This is a genomic window from Shewanella sp. 1311 (assembly GCF_059338235.1).
Map to the genome: position 1 here is coordinate 885854 of NZ_CM181686.1, position 18463 is coordinate 904316.

General features: G+C 46.4%; 15 protein-coding genes and 1 pseudogene. 12 read left to right on the forward strand and 4 right to left on the reverse strand.

Annotated elements, in window-relative coordinates; genetic code table 11:
- The first annotated feature begins 56 nt into the window (after positions 1-56).
- From AC5YB3_RS03975 to AC5YB3_RS04000, 6 genes are all read left to right on the forward strand, one after another.
- Entirely contained in the window at positions 57-3146 is a 3090-nt protein-coding gene (locus AC5YB3_RS03975) for an amidohydrolase family protein (protein WP_494526604.1), read from the forward strand.
- Complete coding sequence (locus AC5YB3_RS03980; RefSeq protein ID WP_494526605.1) at positions 3146-4489, forward strand: amidohydrolase family protein; 1344 nt, start codon at positions 3146-3148, stop codon at positions 4487-4489. The genes AC5YB3_RS03975 and AC5YB3_RS03980 overlap by 1 nt, the downstream gene beginning before the upstream one ends.
- Positions 4490-4567: 78 nt before the next feature.
- Positions 4568-4948 (forward strand): Rcs stress response system protein RcsF, encoded by a 381-nt coding sequence (rcsF, locus tag AC5YB3_RS03985; RefSeq protein WP_006082342.1) that lies wholly within the window; start codon positions 4568-4570, stop codon positions 4946-4948.
- Between the two features lie 197 nt (positions 4949-5145).
- Positions 5146-5880, forward strand: coding sequence for a tRNA (N6-threonylcarbamoyladenosine(37)-N6)-methyltransferase TrmO (gene tsaA, locus AC5YB3_RS03990; RefSeq protein WP_107404193.1), 735 nt, complete (start codon positions 5146-5148; stop codon positions 5878-5880).
- The gene (locus AC5YB3_RS03995) at positions 5881-6519 is read left to right on the forward strand and encodes an acyltransferase (RefSeq protein WP_494526606.1); all 639 of its coding nucleotides are present in this window, start codon (positions 5881-5883) and stop codon (positions 6517-6519) included.
- A 166-nt stretch (positions 6520-6685) separates the two neighbouring features.
- Positions 6686-8401 (forward strand): proline--tRNA ligase, encoded by a 1716-nt coding sequence (locus AC5YB3_RS04000; protein WP_494526607.1) that lies wholly within the window; start codon positions 6686-6688, stop codon positions 8399-8401.
- 117 nt (positions 8402-8518) lie between these two features.
- On the opposite strand, the gene AC5YB3_RS04005 is transcribed toward AC5YB3_RS04000, so the two are convergent.
- Positions 8519-9442, reverse strand: coding sequence for an AraC family transcriptional regulator (locus tag AC5YB3_RS04005; protein ID WP_494526608.1), 924 nt, complete (start codon positions 9440-9442; stop codon positions 8519-8521).
- A 187-nt stretch (positions 9443-9629) separates the two neighbouring features.
- Here AC5YB3_RS04005 and panB point away from each other — a divergent pair, with 187 nt between their 5' ends.
- From panB to AC5YB3_RS04035, 6 genes are all read left to right on the forward strand, one after another.
- Complete coding sequence (panB, locus tag AC5YB3_RS04010) at positions 9630-10472, forward strand: 3-methyl-2-oxobutanoate hydroxymethyltransferase (RefSeq protein WP_012089661.1); 843 nt, start codon at positions 9630-9632, stop codon at positions 10470-10472.
- Between the two features lie 136 nt (positions 10473-10608).
- On the forward strand, positions 10609-11760 hold the full coding sequence (locus AC5YB3_RS04015; RefSeq protein ID WP_311989348.1) for a patatin-like phospholipase family protein: 1152 nt from the start codon (positions 10609-10611) through the stop codon (positions 11758-11760).
- Between the two features lie 239 nt (positions 11761-11999).
- Entirely contained in the window at positions 12000-12236 is a 237-nt protein-coding gene (locus AC5YB3_RS04020; RefSeq protein WP_311989347.1) for a hypothetical protein, read from the forward strand.
- A 147-nt stretch (positions 12237-12383) separates the two neighbouring features.
- A complete protein-coding gene (locus tag AC5YB3_RS04025; protein ID WP_494526609.1) occupies positions 12384-13091 on the forward strand; it encodes a YjbF family lipoprotein in 708 nt (235 codons plus the stop codon).
- A gap of 10 nt (positions 13092-13101) precedes the next feature.
- Positions 13102-13887 (forward strand): capsule biosynthesis GfcC family protein, encoded by a 786-nt coding sequence (locus AC5YB3_RS04030; RefSeq protein WP_494526610.1) that lies wholly within the window; start codon positions 13102-13104, stop codon positions 13885-13887.
- Positions 13887-16244 carry a YjbH domain-containing protein gene (locus AC5YB3_RS04035; RefSeq protein WP_494526611.1) on the forward strand — a complete coding sequence of 786 codons (2358 nt, stop codon included), beginning with the start codon at positions 13887-13889 and terminating at the stop codon, positions 16242-16244. Before AC5YB3_RS04030 ends, AC5YB3_RS04035 begins: the two co-directional genes overlap by 1 nt.
- Positions 16245-16365: 121 nt before the next feature.
- On the opposite strand, the pseudogene AC5YB3_RS04040 reads toward AC5YB3_RS04035, so the two are convergent.
- The 3 genes and pseudogenes from AC5YB3_RS04040 to rfbA all read right to left on the reverse strand — a co-directional run.
- Positions 16366-16806 (reverse strand): annotated as a pseudogene (locus tag AC5YB3_RS04040) (oxidoreductase); the annotation flags it as partial.
- Positions 16807-16838: 32 nt separating this feature from the next.
- A complete protein-coding gene (rfbC, locus tag AC5YB3_RS04045) occupies positions 16839-17378 on the reverse strand; it encodes a dTDP-4-dehydrorhamnose 3,5-epimerase (RefSeq protein WP_494526612.1) in 540 nt (179 codons plus the stop codon).
- Positions 17368-18255 carry a glucose-1-phosphate thymidylyltransferase RfbA gene (gene rfbA / locus AC5YB3_RS04050; RefSeq protein ID WP_259564963.1) on the reverse strand — a complete coding sequence of 296 codons (888 nt, stop codon included), beginning with the start codon at positions 18253-18255 and terminating at the stop codon, positions 17368-17370. The genes rfbC and rfbA overlap by 11 nt, the downstream gene beginning before the upstream one ends.
- Positions 18256-18463: the final 208 nt, after the last annotated feature.

Sequence of the window (18463 nt, forward strand, 5' to 3'; positions counted from 1 at the left end):
TATTTACATCTGCTTTCAGTTACTCTTTATTCACCCTCACTCGATTGAATAAAATAATGCAGATAAACAATAAGATAATTATAAGCTGCAGCATGATCGCTAGCTTAGTCTCACAGACCACATATGCCCAAATCAATACAGGGACAACCTCCAATAAACTCACGGCTTTTACCCATGCTGAATTAATGATTGCGCCGGGTAAGCGTTTAAGCGATGCCACTTTATTGGTTGAAAATAATCGAATTAAAGCCATTATTGAGCACGGTGACATTCCAGCTGGCGCATTTAAAATCGATTTGAGTGATTATACTATTTACCCTGGATTTATCGATCCTTTCACCGATTATGGGATTGAGTTCGAATATCCAAAACTTGGGCTCACTCGTCCTGTCTACGATATTAAACGTATCGGCGGCAATGCAGACAATGGCGCAATTCATTCTGAAAAAGAATGGTTTAATTACGTTTATCCCAATAAAGAACGCGCGAAAGAGTGGATCAATAATGGCTTTACGAGTGTGCAAAGTAGCAAACTCGACGGAATCTTCCGAGGGACGGCTGTCAGTCTGTCATTAGCAGACAAAACCGCCAACGAAGTGATTTATCGCGCCCGTAGTCAACCTTTTATGGCATTTGATAAAGGCTCATCTGAACAAGATTATCCCTCATCATTAATGGGCAGTATTGCGCTTATTAGACAAACCTTTGCCGACGCCAATTGGTATAACCAAAATAAAAACAAATCGGCCAATGGCGCAATAAACAATCAAGTCGAATTTAATATCGCCTTTGAGCGCTTAGATAATTTAGCCGATAAGCAAATTATCTTTGAAACCAAAAATCTCAATGATCAATTGCGTGCCGCCCATTTACTCAAAGAACATAAACTGCCAGCCAACCTGCTCGGTAATGGTCAAGAATACTCGCGCATCAATGAGTTAAAGGCGCTGAACTACCCGTTAATCTTGCCTTTAAACTATCCACAGGCGCCCGATGTCGAGACAGATAATGCCGATCGCGAAGTATCCCTGGCGGATTTAAGACAGTGGGAACGTGCGCCAACCAATCCAGCAGAAGTTGCCAAAGCGGGTATTCCCTTCGCACTAACGCAATTTGGCATTAAGACAGATGCTTTTTGGCCGCGCCTGCGCCAAGCCATTACTCAAGGTTTAACTGAAGAGCAAGCCTTAGCTGCACTGACCACCCAAGCCGCCGAGATGACAGGCACCGCAGATTTTACCGGCAAACTCGCACCCGGTTACATGGCAGACTTTGTAGTCACTAAGGGCAATATCTTTAAAGATGGCCAGATCTACAGTGTTTGGTTGCAAGGTCAGCAGCAAAGTCTTCGCTCACTGCCCCAAGCAAGATTACTGGGGGATTACCAATTAAGCCTCAATAACCTCACACTGGATTTATCGCTGCAAGATGCGAGCAAAGGTGATAAACCCAAAATCCAAGGCAGCTTAAGCAGTGGCGAGCAAAGTATCGCGCTCACCCAACTTAAATTAGATGACGACGGTCGATTAAGCTTTACTGCCGATTTGAGCGCCGCGGGCATCAATGGTCTTAGCCGCTTTACGCTGTGGATGGCCGATGACGGCATTCAAGGTCGTATGGTCGATGCCAAGAGTCGCACCACAAATGTTGCTGGTATTGCGATAGCGCAAACTGCAGCGGTTGATAATGCCACTCAAGATGACCATCAAGCGCCCAAGGATAAAGCCAACGCGAGCCTAGTGAGTCACCTCACCTTCCCTAACGTTGCTTATGGACTAAGCGAAGCACCTAAGATCGAGAAGCTGCACATCAAAAATGCCACCCTGTGGACCTCGGATAAGCAAGGCATTCTCGAACATGCAGATCTCTTGATGGCCAATGGCCGCATCGAAAAAATTGGCCAGCAACTCAGTACGCCTTCTGGTTATCAAGTCCTCGATGCAACAGGTAAACATCTTACCGCGGGCATTATTGATGAACACTCGCATATCGCCATTAATGGTGGCACCAACGAAGGCACGGATGCTGTGACCTCTGAGGTACGCATTGGCGATATTATTAATCCCGACGATATTTCACTCTATCGGGCCTTAGCGGGTGGCGTCACCAGCGCGCAATTACTCCACGGCAGCGCCAATCCTATTGGCGGCCAATCGCAACTGATCAAAATGAAATGGGGCGAAACGGCCGAGCAACTTAAATTTGCTAACGCGCCCGCCAGTATCAAGTTTGCTTTAGGTGAAAACGTCAAACAGAGTAATTGGGGCGAGAAATTTGTGCAACGCTTCCCGCAAACGCGTATGGGAGTCAAAGCCTTATTTGAAGAGACCTTCGATGCCGCCATCGCCTATGAAAATGCGTTAAAAGCCTATGATGACCTGCGCTCCAGCGATAAGAAAAAAACCGTTGCACCGCGCCCAAGTTACCGTCTGCAAGCAGTGGCCGAAGTATTAAATCAGCAGCGTGATGTGCACATTCACTCCTATGTGCAGTCAGAAATCCTGATGTTTATCCGCTTAGCTGAGGCTTATCACTTTAAAGTGCAAACCTTTACCCATGTGCTCGAAGGTTACAAAGTGGCGAGTGAACTGGCCGCCCATGGCGCTGGCGCTTCGACCTTTGCCGATTGGTGGGCCTATAAGTTTGAGGTGTACGACGCGATTCCACAAAATGCGTGTTTGATGCAAAACAAAGGCGTGACCACCAGCATAAACTCAGACGACTATGAAATGCAGCGCAGACTCAACCAAGAAGCGGCTAAATCTATGATGTATTGCAATATGTCGAAGGAAGATGCTTGGAACATGGTCACTATCAATCCAGCCAAACAATTAAGAGTCGATGAATTTGTGGGTTCACTCACCCCAGGAAAAATGGCCGATGTCGTGCTGTGGAACGCAGAGCCACTGTCGATTTATGCCAAAGTGACGCAGGCATGGGTTGAAGGAAAACGCTACTTTGACCGCGATCAAGACCAAGCCGCCCAGCTCGCCGTAGTCAACGAGCGCGCCGCACTTATCCAAAAAATTCTCAGCAGTGATGATCAAGCCAAAGCGGGTGAAAAAGTCACGCCACTAAACGAGCCACAGTGGCACTGCGACACCCACTATCAGGCATGGGGCCACACTCATGAGGGAGCCAAATAATGCAACATTCATCTAAACCCGTTTTGTTTGCGGCGCTACTGGGCGCGATTTGCACCACGCTGGCCCCAGCTATGGCCAGCGATATCGTGCCTACACCTAAACAAAGCCGCAGCGTACTGATTAAAAACGCCACAGTGCACACAGTCAGTCAAGGCGTGCTCAGCAACACTGATGTCTTGATTGAAAATGGCAAGATCACGGCCGTTGGACCTCAACTGACCAGCCAAACCAACAGTGCAACCGCAGAAACCAGTGACACTCAAGTCGTCGATGCCAGCGGTAAACACTTGTATCCGGGCTTAATCGCCCTAGATACCAGTTTAGGCTTAGTTGAAATTGAAATGAGCCGCCCCACGGTTGATAACGCCGAGGTGGGTTATATCAACCCGCAGATCAGCACAGCCACAGCTTACAATGCGGATTCGGAGCTCATTCCGACCATACGGTTCAACGGCATTACCCACGCGCAAATCGTCCCGAGCGGCGATGGTATTGCTGGCCAATCGGTGCTAGTGGATCTCGATGCGTGGACGATAGAGGATGCACTGACACCCAGTGCAGGACAGTTCCATGTCTACTGGCCGCAAATTAAACGCATGCCAGAAGATGAAAAAAAGAAAGCCAAAGCCATCGAGAAAAATCAGCAAGAAATCGACCAGCTCAATATCGCCTTTGAGGATGGCTATCGCTATTTCTTAAGTGATATGGCCAGCGGTAAAGACAACAAGAATGAAGATCCACAGTCTGCAACCAACAACCTGCGCTGGCAGGCCATGTTGCCGCTATACCAAGGTAAAGCGACACTGTTTGCCCATGCCGACAGTGTTGGTCAAATTGAGCAAGTGATTGCCCTGACAAAAAAATACCAATTCAAATTGGTAATTGTCGGCGGATACGATGCATGGCGTTTGGCCTCAAGCCTGAGGGAAGTTAAAGCTGGGGTCATTTATCCTCATACCTTGAGTCTGCCTAAGCGTAAAGATGAACCAGTAGATTTGCCCTTTAAAATCCCCTCCTTGCTTGCTAATGCAGGGATTCCCTTCGCCCTTGGGTTCTCATCGGACTGGAATAGCCGTAACTTACCCTATGCAGCAGGTTATAGCGCCGCCTATGGTTTAACGCCTGAGCAAGCGCTTAAGTCGATCACCTTAGATGCCGCAAAACTGTTAGATGTCGAGGATTTAGGGGCGATTGCCGTGGGATACCAAGGCAGTGTTGTATTGTCCGAGGGGGACATTCTCGACCCTATGACCAATAAGATTGAGGCTATCTGGATTGAAGGACGGCAGATAGATCTGAATAATCGCCATCAGCAGCTTTATCAAAAGTACCTTAAGCGGTAGAATTTACTCAGATAATAATATCGCATCGGCGCAGCCTACCAAGGCTGCGCAGTTTTCTCCTCAATCTCAGGTCAAACCATGAAAATTATCCTCTCAAGTGCATTAGTGCTACTGCTCAGTGCCTGTGCAAGCGACTACAGTTTTAACAGTAATTTGGACGGTGAGGCGATCAATGACTATTTCAAGGCATCCGATGTCACCCTCTATGAAGGCGATACCTTGCCAAAAGGTCATTATGAATTAAAAGGTTTGGTCCAAGGGGAATCCTGTCAGGCCGATGTCAACAGCGTACCTGCGTCATTAGCCGATGCCAGAACGGAAGCCCGCCGTAACGCTGCAGATAAAGGCGCTAACGGCATTATCATCAAACAATGTGTGATGTTAGATGAAGCCGCCCAAGGTTGTATCAGCCGCGCCCTGTGCGTCGGCCAAGCAGTTAAAACAGCTACCGCAGAGTAAATCCCACGCGAGCAACACACTGCTCGCGATTCGATGATCTAAGATTGCCCGTATCAACCGCTTAATGGCTGATGTTCCATGAGCAAGGATTCATGGCTAACGCTGCATAATTAGCGCTCAAAGATGGGCCTTAATGATGAGCTTAGAATGATGAACTTAGGCGGTTATGATACTTACCCTTTTAGGTAATTTTTTGCATGACATTTACCAACCAAATTGTCGCAGTAGCGACATGCCGCACCCCCTATAAACAAAAGTTTGGCATTCCAAGACAACCCGGACTCGTTGAGGCTCGCGGCTATGTCGAACTCGAACCCCATGTCAATCATATCGATGCGGTGCGTGGCATAGAGCAATATTCCCATCTCTGGTTGCTGTTTTGCTTCCATGAAAATCTTGCCCAAGGTTGGAAAACCACAGTCAGGCCGCCGCGATTAGGCGGCAATGAAAAACTCGGCGTATTCGCCACTCGCTCCACTTTTCGCCCTAATGGCATAGGTCAGTCAGTGGTGAAACTGCACGGCGTAGTACAACGCAAGGGCAAAGTGTGCCTTGAGATTTCCGGTATGGATCTGGTCGATGGCACGCCCATTATCGATATTAAGCCTTACATTCCTTTCTCGGATTCGATTACCGATGCAGTCGGCGGCATTGCTCAAGACGCCCCAAAACTGATTTCAGTGGTGTATTCCGATAATGCCAAGGCACAAATTGAGCGTTATGCACAGCAGGAAACCTACACAGATTTAGCCGTACTTATCCGCGGAGTCTTGGGTCAAGATCCGCGCCCCGCCTATAAAAAAGCCAAGGATGATCCTAAGTTATATCAAGTCGCCCTCTATGATTTAGATGTATTTTGGCAAATGGCAGTCGATGATAATGACCAAGAATACATCTTGGTACTGGAACTCAAACCGGGGAAATGTGGCTAAATGTCTACGCCTAGCTCAGAACCAGCATCTTTGCCTGATTATCAAAGCCAGCATAAAAAGCGGCTCTCTTGGATGCCGTGGCTGTATTTCTCTTTAAAAGAGAAACATTTAGTCTGGGCAAAACCTTGGCAGGATGATATTCAAGCAAGACTTTGTTCCCTCGAAACAGTAAACATCGGCGAGCATTGTTTTATCGCCCCCGAAGCGCAATTATTTGCCGAACCCAATCGCGATATCCGCATGGGTAATCGCTGCATGATCGCCGCCGACTGTTTTTTACACGGGCCCATCACACTAGGGGATGAAGTCGCGATTAATCATGGTTGCTCCTTCGATGGTGGCAGGGTCGGTATTCAGATTGGCAGCCAGACTCGCATCGCCAATAATGTCACTATTTATGCCTTCAACCATGGCATGGCGCCAGATACGCCCATCTATCAACAAGCTGCCAACTCCAAAGGCATTGTTATAGGTAAAGATGTGTGGATTGGCGCTCAGGCCGGCATAGTCGATGGTGTGACCATTGGCGATCACGCTGTAGTGGGTATGGGCAGCATAGTGACTAAAGATGTGCCCGACTGGGCGATAGTGGCTGGCAACCCTGCCAAAGTGATTGGCGATAGGCGTGATAAAAGCTAAATCGGCCAGCACAAATCGCATCTTAAATCGCTTTCCTTTGCCTCTGTAATCTTCTCAAAAATGCTATTTGTCTCCCAGCTAGTTGAATTTAACCTAAATACGTAGGTGACATCATCAAAGCAGGTGATAAAATGGCGACCATTCAACTCAAATTTGGACATCGGTAATGCGCGTCAGCAAGTACCTGCTATCAACACAGAAAGAAACTCCTGCCAACGCAGAAGTCATTAGTCATCAATTAATGTTACGTGCGGGCATGATCCGTCGTAATGCGTCGGGCCTTTATAGCTATCTCCCCACGGGCTTACGCGTACTGCGTAAAGTCGAAGCCATTGTTCGTGAAGAAATGAACAAAGCCGGTGCAATTGAAATTCTAATGCCTATGGTGCAACCGGCAGACTTGTGGGTAGAAACAGGTCGTTGGGAAAAGTTTGGTCCCGAGCTGCTGCGCTTTAAAGATCGCCACAATCGCGACTTCGTACTGGGCCCAACCCACGAAGAAGTGATCACCGATCTCATTCGTAAAGAAGTCAGCTCATACAAGCAGTTACCGCTGAACCTTTACCAAATCCAAACCAAATTCCGTGACGAAGTTCGCCCACGTTTTGGCATGATGCGCTCACGCGAATTCTTGATGAAAGACGCCTACTCTTTCCACCTTGACGTCGATACTATGAATGAAACCTATGAGGCCATGTACAACGCCTATAGCAACATTCTGACGCGCATGGGTTTAGCCTTCCGTCCAGTATTAGCTGACACAGGTTCTATCGGTGGCAGCATGTCACACGAGTTCCACGTTCTGGCGCAAAGCGGTGAAGATTTAATTGCTTACTCAACGGGTAGCGATTACGCGGCTAACATCGAGAAAGCTGAATCACCAGTGCCCACTGAGCCTCGCGGCGCAGCCACTGAAGAATTGCGTTTAGTCGATACCCCAAATGCGAAGACCATTGCTGAATTGGTTGAGCAGTTTGATCTGGATATCACTAAAACCGTCAAAACCTTGATCGTCGTCGGCGCATCAGAAGCGACGCCGTTAGTGGCACTGATTGTTCGTGGTGACCATGAACTCAATGAAGTCAAAGCCGACAAGTTAGACTTAGTGGCATCACCAGTAGAAATGGCGCCAGAAGCGCTGATCCGTGACGCCATTGGCGCAGGTCCTGGTTCACTTGGCCCTATCGGTCTTAACATCCCTATCGTTATCGACCACAGCGTTAGCGTCATGAACGATTTTGCTGCTGGTGCGAATGTGGATGACAAACATTATTTTGGTATCAACTGGGAACGCGATCTGCCATTAGCACAAGTTGCAGATATCCGTAACGTAGTCGAAGGCGAGCCAACACCAGATGGTTCAGGCACGTATGCGATGGCGCGCGGTATCGAAGTGGGTCATATTTTCCAACTGGGTACTAACTACTCTAAATCGATGAACGCGACTGTACTTGACGAAAACGGCAAGTCACAGGTGTTATTTATGGGTTGTTACGGCGTCGGCGTAAGCCGTATTGTGGCCGCAGCCATCGAGCAAAACTTCGATGACCGTGGCATCATTTGGCCAGAAGCGATTGCGCCATTTAGCGTGGGCATTCTGCCAATGAACATGCACAAGTCGCACCGCGTAACCGATATCGCCGAGCAGTTATACAAAGACTTAAACGAAGCGGGTATTGACGTATTACTGGACGATCGTAAAGAACGTCCAGGCGTAATGTTCGCCGATATGGAACTGATTGGTATCCCACACACAGTGGTGATTGGCGATCGCAATATCGATGCAGGCGTATTTGAATACAAAAACCGCCGCACTGGTGAAAAGCAAGATATTCCATTTGATCAACTGCTCGACTTCCTGAAAAACGCAGTGAAAGGCTAAGCCTCAACGCGAAATATAGAAAAGCTTAACGATCAAAAACGAAACGCACTTAAGCCCAGCTTAAGTGCTTTTTTTTATTGGCTTTTTATTGGACTTTTATTGACCTTCGTCGATCACTCACGACATGACTTTTATCTGTGGCTGTTTATCTTTGTATTCTTGGCACTGTATTTTTGGCAAGGTATTTTGCGCTAACAGGTACTGACTCGGAGCGACGCCCATCAACTGCCTAAACATATAACCAAAGGCTGAACCCGAGGCATAACCTAAAGATAACGCTGTAGTGAGCACAGATTCACCTCGGCTGAGCATTTGAATAGCCACCTGCAACCTAAGCCTTTGCAACCATTGGCTATAACTTAGCCCAGTTTGCTGTTTAAATAATCTCGCTAACGTGCGGGCCGAGGCGCCGACCTCCCGCTGCCAATCCACCAAAGTGCTTTGCTCGCTCGGATCCGCAAGCAAAGCCTCGGTAATGCGCAGTAATTTTTTATCCTTAGGATAAGGTAAATCCAAGGCGACCTTAGGTGCGAGCACCATAAAATCACGGATCACCATCAAGAGCCGCATGACGCTATCCTTAAAATCGGGGTCAATCAGCCCTGCCTCACTCTTCACCAAGTCATTAGCCTCTTGCAGTAACAACTGCAAAACAGGCTTCACACTCAAACAAGTACAGTCGGGTGGAAACCCGCCGATCTGGGTTTCATCCAAATACAGACTGCTCAATTGCACCTGACTTAGCGCGATAACCTCATGATCGACAAAGGGAGGCACCCACACCGCTTGTTCAGGCGGCACTATGTAACGCCCCGCAGGCGTAATCACACTCAACACGCCTTGGCTGGCATAAATGACCTGTCCCCAAGAATGACGATGGCGCTGCACATGTTCAAACGGCTTGAGTGTTCGCTTAAGTAACATGATGGATGCGCTTAGCCCTGCGGCGGCTAAACGTGATGGCGCCACCTGAGTGTGCTGAGTGATGTGCTGCTGGGATAAAGGAGTGTCGGTTACTTGATTCAAGGTATGATCGCCCAAGGTGATTTTTATATCGAAGCTTCTTTTCGTATTATCGAGCCTCTTCCGTATAGAAGCGCCTCTTTGTATAAAAGCACTTATCTGTGTAGAAGTGTCTTTTTATCTAGACATTAAGTCAATCTATCGAGCTAACGCCAAAGCGGCAAGCGCTAACATGCCCTCTCAGATTTAACAAATTGGAGATGACATGAGCATCCACATGAATAAAAACCGTGTTACACCCGTCACCTTACAAAAAATGAAAGGTAAAACTCCCATAGTTGCCCTCACCGCCTATGAAAAACCGATGGCGGAACTTATCGATCCCCATGTGGATATGATTATCGTCGGCGACTCCGTCGGTATGGTGGTTTATGGGCAAGACTCTACGCTAGGGGTTACCTTAGAAATGATGATTAACCATGGTCTTGCTGTCACTCGCGGCGCAGCACATGCCTGCGTGATTATCGATATGCCCTTTGGGAGTTATCAAGAATCGCCTCAGCAAGCCTTTAGACATGCCAGCCAAGTATTGATACGTACTGGCGCGCAGGCGGTAAAACTCGAGGGTGGCACAGAGATGCTAGACACCACTCGTTTTTTAACCCAGCGAGGGATCCCTGTGATGCCACACATAGGATTGATGCCGCAACACGTCAATCAATTGGGTGGATTTAAAACCCAAGCAAGGGATGCTGCCGCCATCGAAGCGCTCGTTCGTTTAGCGAAAGACTTTGAGCAGGCTGGCGCTTTTAGCATACTGATTGAAGGAACGTCCGAACTCGCGGCGCGCACAGTAACGGCAGAAGTCTCAATCCCCGTAATCGGCATTGGCGCCTCACCCGCCTGCGATGGTCAAGTGCTCGTGACTGAGGATATTTTAGGCTTATTTTCTGACTACACGCCTAAATTTGCCAAACGCTATATCGACCTAAGCTCCTTAATCACTCACGCCTGCGCCGAATACGCCAGAGAAGTAAGAACCGCTGAGTTTCCAACAGCAGAGCATTGTTTTGGCCTCAGCCAAACTATCAAGATTACAGCGGATTAATTGTCTAAAGCGAAATATTGCAGCAATCGAATAAACTATAAATCGAAATTTGCAACTAATTGAGTCTACCGACTTGCTTTTTATAGGGGGGCGTTGCTTTAATAAAACTATTAAAACAATAAATTGAGTCTGAAGATTGCCTACATCAACTGCATTAGTCTTAGGTGGCGGCGGCGCAAGAGCCGCCTATCAAGTCGGCGTGCTAAAAGCACTGGTTCAGCTTTATCCGCGTAATCATGGCATTCCCTTTAAAATCATTTGTGGCACCTCGGCAGGTGCCATTAATGGCACTTCCATTGCCACCCATGCTTCCTGTTTTCATCTTGGCGTCAAAAAGCTCGAATGGGTGTGGCGCCATTTTGAAACTCGCAAAGTGTATCGCGCATCCATCACGGGCGTGCTTGGCCACCTAGGTAAAATGGCACTCAAAGGCATGCAGGATGATAAGGTTAATACCGATGCAGGCAGTCTGCTCGATAACGATCCACTCCGAAAACTGCTCAATGAATTAATCGATTTTAAACGTATCGACCGTAATATTCGCAGCGGCGCACTCACCGCACTCAGCGTCGATGCCTCTTGCTACAACAACTCACGCTCAGTAAGTTTTTTCCAAGCATCACGGGATATCGAAAACTGGACCCGCGCTAGACGCAGCGGCGAACGTATGATGCTCAACACTGAACACCTACTCGCCAGTTCGGCCATCCCTATGGTGTTCCCCTCGATTAAACTCAACCAAGCCTATTATGGCGATGGCTCGGTCCACCAACTGGCTCCGCTCTCAAGTCCTATCCATTTAGGCGCCGAAAAACTCTTAGTTATTAACTTAGAGAGTCCTCACAAACACTTCCCAATGGAACTGGAGTATCACCCTAAAACCGCATCCATAGCGGGCCATCTACTCGATACGATCTTTTCCGACACTTTAAACAGCGACCTTGAGCGGCTCGAAAGGATCAATAACACCTTAAGCCTCATTCCCGAGTCAAGCCGTAACAAGCTGGCCTTGCATCCAATTAAAACCTTAGTCATCAAGCCCAGCGAAGACCTCAGCAAAATTGCCGCCCGCTTCTACGATGACATGCCATGGGCAGTAAAAACCTTACTCGGTTTTATTGGTATTGATAGACAATCCGACTCGAGTATCGTGTCCTACCTATTATTCGAAAAAACCTACACCAGCGCGTTGATCGACCTAGGCTACAAAGATGCCATGGAGCAAATCGACGAACTTAAAGCGTTTTTTGGTTTAAAGTCAGAAAATAGCGCAGAACCTCATCGCTAACAGCTATGATGCAGCACTCATTGACTAAAGCAGATTTATAATGGCAAGTTTCTATGGCGTGTTCATAGCAAATATAAATAACTCATTAAAATAAATGGGCTTAGCTAAAGTTAAGTAAAATTTCAATCGAAAGCCTGAATCGTCTTTAGGATTTAAGATTGATCATTTAGCTAGTATCCCCTATCATGTTTTACTAGATTAGCTAAAATCACTTAAATTTTTTCTAAAAGGGAATCACGATGAAAAAAACTTCACTAGCACTTATCGTTGCAATAACAGCATTAAGCTCTATGGCTGCAAATGCAGCAGACGGCGGAGCTGCAGGTACAGGTACTGCTGCAAGCACTAGCACTGGTGTTATTGTTGCTGGTAGTGTAGCTGCTGCTGCTGCAATTGCTGGCGCAGTTGTAATATCTAACAGCTCTGATGGTAACCCAGTTACAACTTCTAATAGCAACACTACTGGTACCAACTAATCCGTCTGGTGCAGCTATAAAACAACCGCCTATTGGCGGTTGTTTTTTTTGCTCGTTTAGAGAAAGTGAGAATCACTTCATTTATTGAAATAAGTCTCAGATATCTCTACATTAGATATTTATTACTATTGAGAATAAGCAACTCGGATGCGTATAAATAAAAAACTACTCTTACTCACAGCCTCAGTTGCATTAATGGGTATTGCCGGCTGTAGTCAACGAATTAGCGCCCTCAACGATACGATTAAATTAGCTTTAATTGGAGAGAGCGATATTAAGCTCACCACCGAGCAAATAGAAGCCAATCCCTACGCTAGCATCTATGTCAAGATAGAAGATATACCTCAAGCATTTGTTGTTTTAGCCTTAGCAGAACCAAAACACACCCTCACCACTGTCAGACCAGCGCCAGAAGCAATGGAGCTAAAATGGCTCTCTGCAGATAAAGCAATGTTAGTGACTGTGAACGGGCGTTTGGTGAGAACTCATAGTCTGCTCACAGGCAATTTAGCCGCTATTGAAAGTTCAGAACCCGATCCTATTCTCCTAGGTCTGCATCTAAATAGCACGCCTAAGACTTGGACTCGCACGCTTGACTGGCAACCCGGCTACCATTATGGGTATAAACTTAATTCACAGTTTGATTTTATCGCTGAGGAAAAGATACTCATAAATGATACTCCCACTCAAGCATTGCATTACAGCGAGTTAGTATCTGTTGAAGGTCTTAATATTCAATATTTAAATGAGTTTTGGTTAAAACCAGATAATGGGCACGTCATTAAAAGCCGCCAGAAGATAGCACCCAATCTGCCTTTTATCGATATAACTTTACTTAAGCCATTTGCATCTTAGTGGAACCATTATGAGATATTACATCGCGCCATTGGCACTTGTACTTAGTTCAGCACTAACGGCAACCGTTCATGCTGAAACCCAGTTATTCATCAGTACATCTACGAATCAGGATGCTCAGGTTCAACTAAACTACCCGACAGCAGTGCGAATAGAACAAATAGTACAAGACGGATTACAGCAACTCCCAGCATATAATAAAACCACGAATAAAGAGGTTGTTCCTATTTATTGGTTAGGTGCGGCATTACTCGATATTCAAAATACCGCCGCATTAGAAACGAAACGTCAGCAAGTCTTGAGCCAGTTAGCTAAAATGGGCCAAGTAAAAGACGACAGTGCTTACATCGCAAAACTGGCTAAGCTCGCACAACTTATTCGCAGTCTACAACTTGGGCAGCGCGTAATGCAGCCTCTGGATATTGACCTTATTCGTATCAATGATTCATACAATTCGCTAATTGATGGTCGTTTCCTATTAGTCTTACCGCCTCGTCCAAGCACTGTTACAGTGCTTGGTGCAGTAGCTCAAACAGGGGATTTGGCATGGCAAGGCCAAAAGACTAGCAAAGATTACCTCAAACAAGCAGGGTTACTCGATAATGCTGAAACAAGTTTTGTGTGGATTATTCAACCCGATGGCAAAGCGATAAAACAACCCATCGCTTATTGGAATCATCAAGAGCAAGATATTGCTCCTGGAGCAAGTCTCTACGTTGAGTTTTCAAATCTATTTGATGACTACACTCAACTGAATGAAAACATTGTTGAATTACTCAGGAATCGGGCTCTGTAATGAAAAAGTCTAGCCACACAATCCATACCTTAGGCCGATTATCTGCACTGTCTTTGGCATTATTACCATTACTCCAGGTAACTGCAGATGAGTTTTCTTATCCAACACTGTTAGCCTCGCAATCAGATTTTGGTGGTGTTGGTTTGATGCAAATGCCAACAGGCCGAATGGCGCCTGAAGGCGAGTTTAATTTTGCGACTAGCTATAACGACGACTACCAGCACTTCACAGCCTCAGTACAACTGTTTCCTTGGTTTGAGACCACTGTTCGTTATACGCAGGTACAGGATTTACTCTATAGCAGCGATCCCAGTTTCAGTGGTAACACTAAATACACAGATAAAGGTATTGACTTTAAAGTTCGGTTGCTTGAAGAAACAAACTGGCTCCCAGAAACATCTTTCGGTGTGCGCGACTTTGGCGGAACAGGCTTATTCGATGGCGAGTTTATTGCAGCGACTAAACGGGTTGGCCCACTAGACTTCACTCTGGGCATAGGTTGGGGCTATATCGGCAATAGCGGTAACCTAACTTCAGATAAAAAAGATCTTAACTATAACTGCGATCGTGACACTTCCTATGGCGGTAAAGGGGGAACTGTTGATTATCAGCGTTGGTTTAAGGGCTGTGCTGCACTATATGGTGGCGTTGAGTATCAAACTCCATGGGAACCGTTGCGTCTAAAGCTTGAATATGACGGCAACGATTATCAATCCGACTTCCCTGTTGTTCAAGGTGGTATTGCTATGCCACAGGACAGCAAATTCAACTATGGTTTACTGTATCGATTTGGTGACTGGGGCGATCTGCATTTAAGTTATGAACGTGGTAACACTTGGACGCTCGGTTTTAGTTTGCAAACGAATTTCAATACCTTAACTCAGATAAAGCGCGATCCTGCTGCAGCTAAATATAAGCCAATACCAGCGGCACCATTAACGCATGTGCAAACAGCCAATATTCCATTAGATAGTGTTAGCCCTTCAGAAAATATCATTGCGACGGCTGACACCACTCTACACATCAAAGAAGAAATAGCTGACACTCCTTTAATCGTTCAGCCTAAAGAAGCAATGTTAAAAACAACAATTGACTGGAATAAGGTTGCGCAGGATCTGCAAACGATTTCAGGCTATAGCAACGCTAAAATTTACCTCGACTTTGACAGTATTACCGTGGTTGGAGAGCAAACTAAATATCGTGATCGAAATGAAGCCCACCAAAGGGCTGCCACTATACTTGCCAATAATAGCGATCTGACTCAAATCAAAGAGTATCGCTTAATTGAGACCCATTATAGCCAGCCGATTACAGAAACGCGTATTGATGCAGAAAAATTTGCCCAAGTAGCCAGCTTTGGTTACCTCAATGCTAAGGTTACTGATGCAAGTCAAGTTGCTGTCGCACGCTTACCCCAAGGTGAGTTAGTAACGCGTACTGATAAAGATTGGCTGGATAAATTAGGCTTCGATGTTGCTCCCACTATGGTGCAATCCTTCGGAGGCTCAGAAGGCTTCTACATGTTTAATATCGGTGTTACTGGGAGTGCAAACTATAAGTTTACCGATAATTTCGAATTTGGCGGTTCTCTTTATCTCAACTTATACGATAACTACGATAAGTTTTTATATGACGTACCACCAGACGGTACCGACTTGAAACGAGTAAGAACGTTAATACGCCAATACGTTCATGATAACCCGGTGAGGGTTAATAACCTCCAATTGACATGGATGGATAATCTTAGTGATAACATTTCCTACCAAGCCTATGGCGGTTATTTAGAGATGATGTATGGCGGTGTGGGGACAGAATTTCTCTATCGCCCACTCAATAGCCAATGGGCATTTGGTTTTGATATTAACTATGCGAAACAACGAGATCCCGACAGTATGTTCGGTTTCTTTAGTGACGAAAACCAATTTGATCCTCTAACAAATCGGGCTTATCGAGTGCAAACTGGTGTTGTGACTGGGCATGCAACGGCTTATTACCAGCCGGAGTGGTTCCCCAATACTTTACTTAGAGTGAGCGCAGGGCAGTATCTTACCGAAGATAAAGGCGTGACGGTTGACTTCTCTAAACAGTTTGATAGCGGTGTTATTGTCGGTGCATTTGCGACTAAAACCAATTTATCAGCAGAAGAATACGGCGAAGGCAGCTTTACCAAGGGCTTCTATATTTCCATCCCATTCGATCTTATGACCATAAAATCGACTCAAAGTCGTGCTTTCTTGTCTTGGATGCCACTGACCCGTGACGGTGGTCAAATGCTTGGACGTAAGTACAACTTGTTTGATGTCACAGATGCGCGAGCACCTTGGTATACCAGACCGAGTGTTGAACCTGCGAAATAGTGAGTGCGTAGTTAAAACTAAAAATGGGCAAGATAATTCTTGCCCGTTTTGTTTTCTACCCATAAAAACGGTTTAAAAAATCGAGGACTTAATGCCACTGATAAATAGCAAGTTACGCACTCTACTCTATCGGTGACTTGATCCCATGGGGCGATGAACGTAAATACTGTGGCGGCGCTTTAACAGTTGCACCTAATGTTGCAGCGGCATGCCAAGGCCAATGTGGGTCATAGAGCATAGTGCGAGCAAGCGCGATAGCATCGGCCTGCCCTTGAGCCAAAATAGTTTCCGCTTTATTAGCATCTGTAATTAAGCCCACGGCAATCACAGGTATGTTTACCTCAGCTTTAATTGCTTCGGCAAAAGGCACTTGAAAGTGCTCAGCGACAGGGATTTGTTGCAGCGGACTTAACCCGCCAGTACTCACATGAATAAAATCGCAACCTCTGCTCTCTAATGCTTTTGCCAACACTAGGCTTTGGGCTAAATCCCAACCACCCTCGACCCAATCGGTTGCCGAAATCCGCACACCGAGTGCCATTTTAGGCGATATCACAGCCTTGTCATTCCTTTTAATACAAACCGTGATTGGCTTTATGATGGTGAACTGGCGATGCTATCTCGCGTGGATAAAATCGGTGCAGTAATTAATGGCCAATCAATGGCAAACTCAGCACTGTTCCAAGCGACAACGCTTTCATCTTCAGGATCATAGTATTGGGTACATTGATAAATAACCTCAGCATAATCACTGAGAACATAAAAACCGTGAGCAAAGCCCGGTGGGATCCACATTTGCAGATGATTCTCTGCTGATAGCACTCGCCCAACCCATTTCCCATAGGTGGCCGAGTCGGGCCTTATATCGACGGCCACATCAAAAATGCTCCCTGCACAGACCCGCACTAATTTCCCCTGCGGTTTACGCCGTTGAAAATGCAAGCCTCGCAGGACATTACGTTGCGAACGGCTGTGATTCTCCTGCACGAACACACATGACTCTAATCCCCGCTGTGCAAAGCAGGCATCAAAATAGGATTGCCTAAACGTCTCCATAAAGAAACCGCGTTCATCCCCAAAGACTTGCGGTTCAAACACCAACACTTCGGCTAACTCAGTTGCGCTACATTTCATCAAATACCTGCTTATCGAGTAAGCCGAGCAAATACTCACCATAACCACTTTTGAGTAAAGGCTGAGCTAATTCAACTAATTGCTGCGCATTGATCCAACCGCTGCGAAATGCAGTCTCTTCTGGGCAATTGATCTTTAGACCTTGTCGTTTCTCAATGGCAGCAACAAATTGTGTCGCCTCGGCCATCGCATCCGGCGTGCCCGTATCTAACCAAGCTGTCCCCCGCCCTAGAATATCGACGCGCAATTCTCCCAAGGCTAAGTAACGAGTGATAACATCGACAATCTCTAACTCGCCCCTTGCCGAAGGTAAAACCGTTTTTGCAAATGCGGCCGCGCGGCCGTCAAAAAAGTACAACCCAGGCATAGCGTAACGAGAGCGTGGATGTTGAGGTTTTTCTTCAATAGAAAGCACCTTACCTGCACCATCAAACTCAACGACACCGTAAGCATTAGGATTCGCCACATGGTAACCAAAAACGGTCGCCCCAGCTTGGGCTTGCCAAGCATGTTGCAAATTTGCCGCTAAATGCTGACCATAGAATAGATTATCCCCAAGAATAAGCGCACAGGCTTCACCCGCTAAAAATGGCTCAGCAATGATGAGCGCTTGCGCCAATCCCTTCGGAGAGGCTTGCTCGGCATATTGCAGCTTAAGTCCCCAATGACTGCCATCGCCGAGTAATGCATGGAATAGCGGTAAATCGTGGGGAGTGCAAATAATCAATATATCCCGAATATCAGCCTGCATCAGGGTGACAAGTGGATAATAAATCATAGGTTTATCGTAAATGGGCAGTAATTGCTTACAGACAACCTGCGTCATAGGATAAAGACGCGAGCCAGTACCGCCCGCCAGTAAAATGCCTTTTCTCATTGAAATATTTAAGATTGATAAGCTAGGTGAAGTGTCCAGATTGTAGCATATAAAAGACGACGAGCCGGAAGAACGGATGACAGCAGATGAGTCAGTCGATTAACGAAAATAATAGCGCAATAGCCGTTTACATTCCAAGCACTAAAAGCAATTCAGCAACAGTAAGATGAATCAATCCTCTATTCAATAAAGACAAGCGCATTTGCTG